7 protein-coding genes and 3 tRNA genes are annotated in these 12,386 nt (G+C 62.0%); 8 read left to right on the forward strand and 2 right to left on the reverse strand.

What is annotated here, in order from left to right:
- The first annotated feature begins 127 nt into the window (after positions 1-127).
- Positions 128-1,843, forward strand: coding sequence for a proline--tRNA ligase (locus tag APH34_RS20185; RefSeq protein ID WP_054902649.1), 1,716 nt, complete (start codon positions 128-130; stop codon positions 1,841-1,843).
- A 20-nt stretch (positions 1,844-1,863) separates the two neighbouring features.
- Positions 1,864-2,817 (forward strand): hypothetical protein, encoded by a 954-nt coding sequence (locus APH34_RS20190; protein WP_054902650.1) that lies wholly within the window; start codon positions 1,864-1,866, stop codon positions 2,815-2,817.
- 28 nt (positions 2,818-2,845) lie between these two features.
- On the opposite strand, the gene dinB is transcribed toward APH34_RS20190, so the two are convergent.
- Positions 2,846-3,904 carry a DNA polymerase IV gene (gene dinB / locus APH34_RS20195; protein ID WP_176515760.1) on the reverse strand — a complete coding sequence of 353 codons (1,059 nt, stop codon included), beginning with the start codon at positions 3,902-3,904 and terminating at the stop codon, positions 2,846-2,848.
- 209 nt (positions 3,905-4,113) lie between these two features.
- On the opposite strand from dinB, the gene APH34_RS20200 reads away from it, so the two are divergent.
- The 5 genes from APH34_RS20200 (at position 4,114) to APH34_RS20220 (ending at position 8,806) form a co-directional block, all read left to right on the forward strand.
- Positions 4,114-4,190 (forward strand) — tRNA-Met (locus APH34_RS20200).
- 136 nt (positions 4,191-4,326) lie between these two features.
- Positions 4,327-4,403: transfer RNA gene (locus APH34_RS20205), tRNA-Met, on the forward strand.
- 133 nt (positions 4,404-4,536) lie between these two features.
- Positions 4,537-4,613 (forward strand) — tRNA-Met (locus APH34_RS20210).
- A 258-nt stretch (positions 4,614-4,871) separates the two neighbouring features.
- Entirely contained in the window at positions 4,872-7,514 is a 2,643-nt protein-coding gene (mprF, locus tag APH34_RS20215; RefSeq protein ID WP_054902652.1) for a bifunctional lysylphosphatidylglycerol flippase/synthetase MprF, read from the forward strand.
- Complete coding sequence (locus APH34_RS20220) at positions 7,514-8,806, forward strand: virulence factor family protein (RefSeq protein WP_054902653.1); 1,293 nt, start codon at positions 7,514-7,516, stop codon at positions 8,804-8,806. Before mprF ends, APH34_RS20220 begins: the two co-directional genes overlap by 1 nt.
- A 35-nt stretch (positions 8,807-8,841) precedes the next feature.
- Here the strand turns inward: APH34_RS20220 and APH34_RS20225 are convergent, their stop codons facing one another.
- Complete coding sequence (locus APH34_RS20225) at positions 8,842-10,740, reverse strand: potassium transporter Kup (RefSeq protein ID WP_054902654.1); 1,899 nt, start codon at positions 10,738-10,740, stop codon at positions 8,842-8,844.
- 267 nt (positions 10,741-11,007) lie between these two features.
- On the opposite strand from APH34_RS20225, the gene rimO reads away from it, so the two are divergent.
- On the forward strand, positions 11,008-12,339 hold the full coding sequence (gene rimO, locus APH34_RS20230) for a 30S ribosomal protein S12 methylthiotransferase RimO (RefSeq protein WP_054902655.1): 1,332 nt from the start codon (positions 11,008-11,010) through the stop codon (positions 12,337-12,339).
- Positions 12,340-12,386 lie beyond the last annotated feature (47 nt).

The following is a 12,386-nucleotide window of genomic DNA, read 5'->3' on the forward strand; positions in this document are numbered from 1 at the left end:
CCCGGCCCAACCGCCGGGCTTTTTCTTGGCTGACAAGCGTCACGCCCTGGGGCATTCTGTACGCCTTCGTTTCGCCCCCGTACAATGCGGGTCATTTCAATGTCTTAGGCAATCGACACGGCTAACCATGCGCACCAGTCAATATTTGCTCGCCACCCAGAAAGAAACCCCTGCTGACGCAGTGGTCATCAGCCATCAGCTCATGCTACGTGCCGGCATGATCCGCAAGCTGGCCTCCGGCCTTTACACCTGGCTGCCGATGGGCCTGCGGGTAATGCGCAAGGTCGAAGCTGTGGTCCGCGAGGAAATGAACGCCGCCGGCGCCCTGGAAGTGCTGATGCCAAGCATCCAGCCCGCCGAACTGTGGCAGGAATCTGGCCGCTGGGAGCAGTACGGCCCCGAGCTGCTGCGCCTGAAGGACCGCCATCAGCGCGACTTCTGCGTCGGGCCGACCCACGAAGAGGTCATCACAGACATGGCGCGCAACGAGCTGTCCAGCTACAAGCAGTTGCCGCTCAACCTGTACCAGATCCAGACCAAGTTCCGTGACGAGATCCGCCCACGCTTCGGTCTGATGCGCGGTCGCGAGTTCATCATGAAGGATGCCTACTCCTTCCATGCCGACCAGGCTTCCCTGCAGGAAACCTACGATCGCATGCACCAGGCGTACTCCAATGTCTTTACCCGCCTGGGCCTGGACTTCCGTCCGGTGCAGGCCGACACCGGTTCCATCGGCGGCAGCTACTCGCATGAATTCCACGTGCTGGCCGACTCCGGTGAGGACGACGTGATCTTCAGCGACAGCTCCGATTACGCAGCCAACATCGAGAAGGCCGAGGCCATCCCGCGTGAAACCGTGCGCCCTGCTCCTACCGAAGAGCTGCGCCTGGTCGACACCCCGGATGCCAAGACCATTGCCCAACTGGTCGAGAACTTCGGCCTGCCAATCGAGAAGACCGTCAAGACGCTGATCGTGCGTGGCGCCGAAGAAGGGAAGCTGGTGGCGCTGGTGGTCCGTGGCGACCACGAACTCAATGAAGTCAAGGCTGCCAAACTGGAGCAGGTTGCCGACCCACTGGTCATGGCCACCGACGCTGAACTGCGCGAGGCCATCGGTGCCGGTGCCGGCTCGCTCGGCCCGCTGAACCTGCCGTTGGAGTGCGTGATCGACCGCTCGGTCGCCCTGATGAGCGACTTTGGCATCGGTGCCAACATCGACGACAAACACTACTTCGGCGTCAACTGGGAGCGCGATTTGCCTGTGCCACAAGTTGCCGACCTGCGCAACGTTGTCGAGGGCGACCCAAGCCCGGACGGCCAGGGCACCCTGGTGATCAAGCGCGGCATCGAAGTGGGCCACATCTTCCAGCTCGGCACCAAGTACAGCGAAGCCCTCAAGTGCCAGGTGCTGGGCGAGAACGGCAAGCCGGTGACCCTGTCCATGGGCTGCTATGGTATCGGCGTGTCCCGCGTGGTGGCCGCCGCCATCGAGCAGAGCCATGACGACAAGGGCATTATCTGGAACGACGCCCTGGCGCCTTTCCAGATCGCCCTGGTACCGCTGCGCTACGAAACCGACGTAGTACGCGACGCCACCGACAAGCTGTACGCCGAACTGACCGCGGCCGGCTTCGAAGTGCTGCTGGACGACCGCGACAAGAAGACCAGCCCAGGCATCAAGTTTGCCGACATGGAACTGATCGGCATCCCGCACCGTATCGTCGTCAGCGATCGCGGCCTGGCCGAAGGCAACCTGGAATACAAGCACCGCACCGAACAGGATGCTCAAGCGCTGCCACTCAATGAAGTGCTGACCTTCCTGCAGGCCCGCGTTCGCCGCTGATAATCAATGCACGAGTGATCATGTCCAAGCGAAGTACCTTTACCCTGGGGGGCGCCGCATTGTGCGGCGCCCTGCTCGTCAGCGGCTGCGCCAACCAGATGTCCCAGCGCAGCGAGCATGAGGAGCGCGTCGAGCGCAAGCTGCTCGAGCACACCCTGCAGATCGATGTCGGCGAGCCGAAGGTGATGGAGCTTCCGCAGCGGCGTGTGCGCGTTCATGAACAGAAACGCTTCGAAGTCACCGAGTACGAAGTGACCCGTCGCTACGATCGCTATACCCCGTACCAGCCCTGGCGGGAGATCTATGAGATCCCGCTGGGTGCTGTGGCCGTGGTGGCAGGGGTCGGCGCCAACGTGGTGAACATTTTCGCGCTGGGCAACCTGCCAGAAAGCGTGACCCACGATTGGCTCAGCTATGGCGTGGCCGGGCTGAACCCGTTCATGAACGTGCAATCCAACGGTCGCGCCCAGCAGAACCTGGCCGGGATCAGCGAAGTGCAAAAGGACAAGCGCGAGGAATATACCAGCCTGCCCTGGAGCGAGCGTCTGGTCGAGGTCAAGGCTGGCAAGATGAGCCACGAGCTGACCACTGACAGGAACGGCGTATTGCGCCTGAACCTGCTCGACAGCCCGTTCTCGGAGCAGAACCTCAACCATGTGGGCACCCTGCACTTGCAGGTGGTCGACGAGGACAATGCGGTGCGCGGCGATGCCAGCCTGCTGGTCAGCGCCAGCCTGCGCAACAAGCTGCTCGAAGCCCATGAGCTGATCTTCGATGACCTCGAGGATGACGATGTCGGCCAATGGGTGCACCGGGTCCAGCGCCTGTCGGAGCTGGGGCTGGAAGAAGAAGCCAGCGAGATGGAGCAGAGCCTGATCGAGCTGACCCGCAATGACCCGGAGCTGCAGCAGGAGTTTTTGAAGGCCCTGACCAAGGCTACGGGGCGGCTGGTAGCCGATCCAGGCGCACAATAATGAAAAGGGGCCGCACAGCGGCCCCTTTTCATTTATCCGAGAACAGCTCCAGTTGCTCATGCGCCCCGCGCAAATCCCGCAACCTCACCCCCACCCCTAACAGCCGCACCGGCTTGCCGCCGCGGGCAAACGCCTGCCGCAACAGCTGCCGGTAGCTTTCCAGGTCTCTGCCGGCCCCTGCCTGCTCCAGAGTAGTCTGGCTGAAGTCATGGAACTTGACCTTAACGAAGGGCTTCTCCGGCCGATAGCTGCTGTCCATGCGCGCAATGCGCTGATCAAGGCTGGCCAGCAGCTCCGGCAAGCGCTCCAGGCAACTGGCCAGATCAGGCAGGTCTGTGTCATAGGTGTTTTCAACACTGACCGACTGCCTGCGGCTATCGTTGTGCACGGCCCGTTCGTCGATGCCCCGCGCCAGCCCCCACAGGCGCTCGCCAAAACTGCCAAATTCGCGCACCAGCGCCAACCGCGTCCACTCGCGCAGGTCCAGGCAGGTATCGATACCCAGCCGAGCAAGCTTGTCTGCTGTCACCTTGCCCACGCCATGGAGCCTTGCAACAGGCAAGGCCGCAACAAAGGCCTCCACCTGGTCTGGGGTCACCACGAAAATCCCGTTTGGCTTGCGCCAGTCACTGGCAATCTTTGCCAGAAACTTATTTGGCGCCACTCCGGCGGAGACGGTGATATGCAAGGTGCGGGCAACGCGCCGGCGAATATCCTCGGCGATGCGCGTGGCGCTGCCGGCGAACCATTGGCTGTCGCTGACGTCCAGGTAGGCCTCATCCAGCGACAGAGGCTCAATCAGCTCGGTGTAGTCCCGAAAGATCGCGTGGATTTCCCGTGAGGCCTCGCGGTAGGCCTCAAAGCGTGGCTTGACGATCAGCAGGTCGGGACAGAGCTTGAGCGCATGCCGCGACGACATGGCCGAACGCACACCGTAGGCCCGCGCTTCATAATTACAGGTCGCGATCACCCCACGATGGTCGGGCGAGCCCCCCACCGCCATGGGGCGGCCGGCCAGGCGCGGGTCGTCACGCATCTCGATCGCGGCGTAGAAGCAATCGCAGTCGATGTGGATGATCTTGCGCAAGGACATGGATGACCGTCAGCACTGTAAATTCATACAGATATTACCGTAGTCCCTTAGACCCACAACAGTTCGGCACGATAATTGGCCTGCAAACCCCGCCCCCGCTGAGCCGCATGCCATATCGGCACGCTAAGGGTTTGAACAAACAAGGTTTTTTCAGAGAAATGCTTGACACACGCAAAGAAATCCGTAGAATTCGATCTCACAGGCGCGGGATGGAGCAGCCTGGTAGCTCGTCGGGCTCATAACCCGAAGGTCGTCGGTTCAAATCCGGCTCCCGCAACCAGATTCGAGAAAAGGCCACTGTTAATAGCAGTGGCCTTTTTCTTTGCCTGAAAATCGGGCGAAGGCAAAAAAATGAAGTGAAATCAATGGTTAGCGCTTGACAACCAACGCCAAGACTGTAGAATCCGCCCCACTGACGCGGGATGGAGCAGTCTGGTAGCTCGTCGGGCTCATAACCCGAAGGTCGTCGGTTCAAATCCGGCTCCCGCAACCATATTCAAGATAAGGCCACTGTTTACACAGTGGCCTTTTTCTTTGCCCACGGAAAAGCAAGACTGAAAAGTTGTGCTGAACCTGTAGATAGTGCTTGACCCCAATGACCAAAGCTGTAGAATGCGCCCCTCTGACGCGGGATGGAGCAGCCTGGTAGCTCGTCGGGCTCATAACCCGAAGGTCGTCGGTTCAAATCCGGCTCCCGCAACCATATTCGTCAGAACAGACCCCGCCTGTGATACAGCAGCGCGGGGTTTGTTGCGTTTCGTCGCCTGAAATCTTCACCCCTGCTTTTTTGCTATCGGCAAACCCGCTGTTTTGAGATATCACCTTCTGGATGAACTATCTTTAACCGTGCCGGACGACTGAAAGTAACGTTGCCCGGAGTAATATCTGGACACGTATTCCTAAGGGACTTTCACTTGGCCGTACCTTCTCCCCTCCTCGCGCGGTTTGCACGAGGCAACTCATGACCTCCCACACCCCAGATCCGCAAGCACCACTTGCTTCGGCATTGCCTGTCGCTGCCCAGCGCCTTCCCTGGCTCGAACGGTTGAGCCGCTATCGCCAGCCCATTGGCCTTGGCGTCACCTTGCTGTTGTTTGCCATGGCATTGATTGCCTGCCGGCACCTGCTGAGCGAACTGGATATCTATGCGTTGCACGATGCCATGCTCAGCGTGCCGGCACAGTCTCTGCTGGGGGCGTTGCTCGCGACGGTGGTCGGATTTGTGATCCTGCTGGGGTACGAGTGGTCGGCCAGCCGCTATGCGGCCGTGCAACTGCCTGCGCGCACCTTGCTGATGGGCGGTTTCAGCGCCTTCGCTATCGGTAACGCCATCGGCCTGTCGATGCTCTCGGGTGGTTCGGTACGTTATCGCCTGTATGCGCGCCAAGGCCTGGGTGCCGCTGAAGTAGCGCGGATGACCGTGTTTGCCAGCCTCTCCCTGGGCTGCGCGCTACCGCCACTCGCCGCACTGGCGACCTTGAGCAACCTGCCAGCCGCGGCCGCCGCCTTGCGCCTGCCGGCCAGCCTGCTGGCAGGCATCGCCATAGCCGTGCTGGCCCTGACTGCCGTTCTGGTGGTTGGGCTCTACCGTCGACGCCTCGCCGAACAGCCGCTGGCCGACAGCCTGCTGGTGCAAGTCGGGCGGCGCACGTTGCGGCTGCCGGGTGCGCGCCTGGCAGTGCTGCAACTGCTGATTACCGCCCTTGACGTTGCAGCTGCCGCCACCGTGCTCTACCTGCTATTGCCGGACGCTCCACCATTCGGTGCGTTCGTGCTGGTCTACCTGCTGGCATTGGCCGCAGGCGTGCTCAGCCATGTACCAGGTGGCGTAGGGGTTTTCGAAGCGATCCTGCTTGCGGCCTTCGCCGACCAGCTGGGTGCCGCACCCTTGGCTGCCGCTCTGCTGCTGTACCGCCTCATCTATGTCGTGCTGCCATTGCTGCTGGCTTGCGTACTGCTGCTGGCCAACGAGGCGCGCCGCCTGCTGTTCGCCCAACAGGCAATCAAGGCTGCGTCCGGGCTGGCCGCGCCGATTCTGGCAATACTGGTGTTTCTCTCAGGCGTGGTGCTGCTGTTCTCGGGCGCCACCCCGGAAATCGACACCCGCCTTGAGCACATGGGCTTTCTGGTACCCCATCGTCTGATTGATGCCTCGCACTTCGGCGCCAGCCTGATCGGGGTGCTCTGCCTGTTGCTCGCCCAGGGGTTGCGCCGTCGCCTGTCCGCAGCGTGGCTGCTGACCACCGTACTGCTGCTGGTCGGCGCACTGCTGTCGCTGCTCAAGGGCTTCGACTGGGAAGAGGCTTGCCTGCTGACCCTCACCGCTGCCCTGCTTGCCCTGTTCCGTCGTTCGTTCTACCGCCCCAGCCGCCTGCTGGAACTGCCCTTCTCGCCGGTGTACCTGGTGGCCAGCGCCTGCGTGGTAGGCGCCTCGGTATGGTTGCTGCTGTTCGCCTATCAGGATGTACCGTATAGCCATCAGTTGTGGTGGCAGTTCACCCTTGACGCCGACGCCCCCCGCGGCCTGCGCGCAGCCATGGGCAGTGCCGTGCTGCTGGTGATCGTGGCCCTGACCTGGCTGCTGCGCACCGCCCGCCCGGTCATCCATCTACCCGACGACGGCGAATTGCAGCGCGCCAACCGTATCCTGCTGGCATCCGATCAACCCGATGGCGGCCTGGCGCTGACCGGCGACAAGGCCTTGTTGTTCCACCCAAGCGACAATGCATTCCTTATGTATGCCCGCCGTGGCCGCAGCCTGGTCGCCCTGTACGATCCGATCGGGCCTGCCCAGGAACGGGCCGAGATGATCTGGCAATTCCGCGACCTGTGCGACTTGCACCATGCCCGTCCGGTGTTCTACCAGGTACGTGCGGAGAACCTGCCCTTCTACATGGACATAGGTCTTACGGCCCTCAAGCTCGGCGAGGAAGCGCGGGTCGACCTGCGCCGCTTCGACATCGAAGCCAAGGGCAAAGAGATGAAGGACCTGCGCTACACCTGGAACCGTGGTGCGCGCGATGGCCTGAGCCTGGAAATTCACGAGCCTGGCCAGGCACCGCTGGCCGAGCTGAAGGAAATCTCCGACGCATGGCTCGGCGGCAAGAATGTGCGCGAGAAGGGCTTCTCGCTGGGACGCTTCAGCGCCGACTACCTGAAGCATTTTCGTATTGCCCTGATCCGCTTCCAGGGCAGGCCGGTGGCATTTGCGAACCTGTTGGAAACCCACAGCAACGAATTGGCCAGCCTGGACCTGATGCGCGCTCACCCCGAGGCGCCGAAGCTGACCATGGAATTCATGATGATCGGCCTGATACTGCATTACAAAAACCATGACTACGGCCGGTTCAGCTTAGGGATGGTGCCGCTGTCCGGCCTGCAGCCACGACGCGGTGCACCGTTGACCCAACGCCTGGGCTCGATGGTGTTCCGCCGCGGCGAGCAGCTTTACAACTTCCAGGGCTTGCGACGCTTCAAGGACAAGTTCCAGCCGGACTGGGAACCTCGTTACATGGCCGTGCCCGCCGGGCTGGACCCGCTGGTTGCACTGGCTGACACTGCCGCCCTCATCGCTGGCGGCCTGACTGGATTGGTGAAACGTTGATGATCCGACGCTATTGGCTGTACATACTGATACCCGTGCTTCTGGCTGCACTGGCCGGCGCTGGCGCTTTCTGGCTGTGGACTCGCCCTGCCCCCGAAGCGCGCCTTGAACAGTTGACCCTCAATGACACCAGCATCACCCGCGTCACACCCGGTGTGCATGCCAAGGCCAGAGTCGCGATTGGCGTGCCTCAGGACCAGGCCCTTACCGACAAGCAATTGCTGGACCTGAGCCAGGCAGGGGAAGCGCAACTGGTGCAGGTGATCCTGCCTCCGGGCGACTGCAGCAAGCAGCAGCAAGCGCTCGACCAGGCGCTGACCCAACTGTCGGACAAGCCTACCCTGGTGGCGGGTATCGGCCCAGGCGCCGCCCAGGCCTGGCGCTGGCTGGCTGCACAGACCGATGACAAGGCCCGGGCCATCTCCGTGGATTTCAACGTGGAACAGCCCGGCTGCACTGCTGCACTGCCGAAATCCGCCGCACATGGCCACTGGAACGTGGCCTGGAACGACAACCCGGATGACGCAAGCGCCGCCTTCGTGCGCGACCAGAGCAATGCCGAAACCAGCATCAGCGACTACGACATCCATCTGCCACAGGTGCTCAAGGCGCAGCTGACCCAGGCCCTGGTAGGCCGCGACGGCAACGCCCTGGCCATTCCGGTCGTTGAAGTACCGGCTGGGCAGACCACCGATACCGTCACCCTGTTCCTCTCTGGGGACGGCGGCTGGCGTGACCTGGACCGTGACGTTGCCGGCGAGATGGCCAAGCTGGGTTACCCCGTGGTCGGCATCGACACCCTGCGTTACTACTGGCAACACAAGACCCCGGAGCAAAGTGCTGCCGACCTGTCGGAGCTGATGCAACATTACCGTCAGAAGTGGGGCACCAAGCGTTTCGTGCTCACTGGCTATTCGTTCGGTGCCGACGTGCTGCCCGCCATCTACAACCGCCTGCCGGTCGAAGACCAGCAGCGTATCGACGCCGTGATGCTGCTGGCCTTCGCCCGCAGCGGCAGCTTCGAGATCGAAGTCGAGGGTTGGTTGGGCAAGGAAGGCCAGGAAGCACCTACCGGGCCGGAAATGGCCAAACTGCCGGCATCCAAGGTGGTATGCGTCTACGGCGTGGAAGAGACCGACGAGAGCGGGTGCACCGACAAGACGGCAGTGGGCGAGCGCCTGAAACTGCCAGGCGGCCACCACTTCGACGAGAACTACCCGGCGCTGGCCAAACGCCTGATTGGCGAGATTGAAACGCGCCAGGGCAAGTCCAACGTGGCGGAGCAGAACTAAGCAGCATCAGGGGCCGCATTGCGGCCCCGAAACACTCAGATCTCGACCTGCGTCCCCAGCTCGATCACTCGGTTGAGCGGCAGGTTGAAGAAGCGCAGGTTACCGTTTGCGTTCTTCAGCAAGAACGCAAACAGGTTCCCGCGCCAGCGCGACATCCCTTCCAGACGCGATGCAATCACCGTTTCACGGCTCAGGAAGTAGGTCGTGCGCATCGGGCTGAAATCCAGCTCTTGCAAGTGGCACAGCTTCAACGCCGCAGGCACGTCCGGCTCATCCATGAAGCCAAAGTGCAGCAGCACCCGGAAGAACCCGTCACCGTAAGCCTCCACCTCGAAGCGTTCTGTTTCCGGCACCCGCGGACGATCTTCACTGACTACCGTCAACAACACCACCTGGCTGTGCAACACCTGGTTGTGCAGCATGTTGTGCAACAACGCATGGGGCACCGCATCCGGCCGCGCGGTGAGGAACACTGCAGTGCCTTCGACCCTGTGCGGCGGCTGCACACGAATGCTGCTGATGAACACCGGCAACGGCAGCCCGCCTTCATCGATCCGCTCCACCAGGATCTGTTTACCGCGCTTCCACGTGCTCATCAGCAGGAACAGCACACCACCGGCCAGGACCGGGAACGCACCGCCCTGGACGATCTTCGGCACGTTGGCGGCAAAGAACAGCCCGTCGACAAACAGAAAGCCCAGCAGGATCGGTACCGCCAATACCGGCGGCCACTTCCACAACAGCAGCATGACCGCCGACACCAGGATGGTGGTCATCAGCATGGTACCGGTCACCGCCACGCCGTAGGCCGCCGCCAGAGCACCGGACGACTCGAAACCGATTACCAGCAGCACGACACCGACCATCAGCGTCCAATTCACCGCGGCGATATAGATCTGCCCCTGCTCGTCGCTGGACGTGTGCTGGATCTGCATGCGGGGAATGTAACCAAGCTGGATGGCCTGGCGGGTAAGGGAAAACGCCCCCGAAATCACCGCCTGTGAAGCAATCACCGTGGCCATGGTCGCCAGGCCGACCAGCGGCAACAGCGCCCAGCTCGGCGCCAGCAGATAGAACGGGTTGCGCGCAGCGTCAGGGTTTTGCAGCAGGATTGCGCCCTGGCCGAAGTAGTTGAGCACCAGCGCCGGCAGCACCAGGGCGAACCAGGCGCGGGCAATCGGCTTGCGCCCAAAGTGCCCCATGTCGGCGTACAGCGCCTCGGCACCGGTCAATGCCAGTACCACAGCCCCCAGAATGGCGACCCCCATGCCGGGGTGAACCACGAAGAAGTTCACCGCCCAGCCCGGGTTGAAGGCCTTGAGCACCTCTGGACTCTGCGAGATGCCGTGCACCCCCAGCGCCGCCAGCACTAGGAACCAGGTGACCATGATCGGCCCGAACAACTTGCCGATCTTTTCCGTACCGTGCTTTTGCACCAGAAACAGCGCCACCAGCACAACCAGCGAAATCGGCACTACCCAGTGGTCGATGCCGTCGAACGCCAGGCCCATGCCTTCCACCGCCGACAGCACCGACACCGCAGGGGTAATCATGCTGTCGCCGTAGAACAGCGAGGCGCCGATCAGGCCGCAGATGACCATCAGCGTGCGCAACCGCGGATAAGCTGCCGTAGCCCGTCGCGCCAACGCCGTGAGCGCCATGGTGCCGCCCTCGCCCTGGTTGTCGGCACGCAGAATGAACATCACGTACTTGAACGACACCACCCACAACAGCGACCAGAGAATCAGTGACAGGATTCCCAGTACGCCATCATGATTGACCGGCACCCCATAACCGCCGGTAAAGACTTCCTTGAGGGTGTACAACGGGCTGGTACCGATGTCGCCATAAACCACCCCAACAGCTGCCACCAGCAGGCTCAGCGACTTTGCCGCCCCTTGCCCGCCTTCGGCGTGACTGCTTGCCTGAACCATCGACCACTCCCGCAAACGGCCTCTCTGGACCCAAAAAGTTCGCATCGAACACGTAGCTGAACGTACGCATCGCCTTCATAAAACGGATCAGCTAAACACACAGATGCAACGCGGCGAAGCATAGCGCAGCGTTCGTCGTATTTCTGCTGGTCAAGTGACCGCGTGCTCGCTAGAATTGCGCACTTTTTGATCAGAGGCGCCGAAAGCGCCCGCCAGGATCGTCGCCGTTACCGGCCGGACGAGCTGCATTCAATACCGAGGTTAGTCATGTCCACCACCCCCGCCACCCCGAAGGTCGGATTCGTCAGCCTGGGCTGCCCTAAGGCTTTGGTCGATTCCGAGCGCATCCTGACCCAGCTGCGCATGGAAGGCTACGAAGTCGTGCCCACGTACGAAGACGCCGACGTGGTGGTGGTCAACACCTGCGGCTTCATCGACAGTGCCAAGGCAGAGTCGCTGGAAGTGATCGGTGAAGCGATCAAGGAAAACGGCAAGGTCATCGTCACCGGTTGCATGGGTGTCGAAGAAGGCAATATCCGTGACGTACACCCCAGCGTGCTGTCGGTCAGCGGCCCGCAGCAGTACGAACAGGTGGTCAACGCCGTGCACGAGGTGGTGCCGCCGCGCCAGGACCACAACCCGCTGATCGACCTGGTGCCACCGCAGGGCGTGAAGCTGACCCCACGCCATTACGCGTACCTGAAGATTTCCGAAGGCTGTAACCACAGCTGCAGCTTCTGCATCATCCCCTCCATGCGTGGCAAGCTGGTCAGTCGCCCGGTGGGCGAAGTACTGAGCGAGGCCGAGCGCCTGGTCAAGGCGGGCGTCAAGGAGATCCTGGTGATCTCCCAGGACACCAGCGCCTATGGTGTCGACGTCAAGTACAAGACCGACTTCTGGAACGGCCGTCCGGTCAAGACGCGCATGCTCGAGTTGTGCGAGGCGCTCAGCAGCCTGGGCGCCTGGGTACGTCTGCACTACGTCTACCCCTACCCGAACGTCGACGATGTGATCCCACTGATGGCCGCTGGCAAGATCCTGCCGTACCTGGACATCCCGTTCCAGCACGCCAGCCCCAAAGTGCTCAAGTCGATGAAACGCCCCGCTTTCGAAGACCGCACCCTGGCGCGCATCAAGCACTGGCGCGAGCAGTGCCCTGAATTGGTGATTCGCTCCACCTTCATCGTCGGCTTCCCTGGCGAGACCGAAGAGGACTTCCAGTACCTGCTGGACTGGCTGACCGAAGCCCAGCTCGACCGCGTCGGCTGCTTCCAGTACTCCCCTGTCGAAGGCGCCCCAGCCAATGATCTGGGCCTGGAGGAGGTACCAGACGACGTCAAGCAGGCGCGCTGGGACCGCTTCATGGCCCATCAGCAGGCCATCAGCGCGGCACGCCTGCAATTGCGCATCGGCAAGGAAATCGAAGTGCTCATCGACGAAGTCGAGGAGCAAGGCTCGGTGGGCCGCAGCTTCTTCGATGCTCCAGAGATCGATGGCAGCGTGTTCATCGATGGCGACCATGGTTTCAAGCCAGGCGACAAGGTCCGTTGCCGAGTGGTCGATGCCGACGAGTACGACATGTGGGCAGAGCCTGTCTGAGGCTTGCGCACGATGTAGCCCCGCCACTGGCGGGGCTTTTTTTTTGT

Source organism: Pseudomonas sp. NBRC 111131, from assembly GCF_001320525.1.
GTDB lineage: Bacteria > Pseudomonadota > Gammaproteobacteria > Pseudomonadales > Pseudomonadaceae > Aquipseudomonas > Aquipseudomonas ceruminis.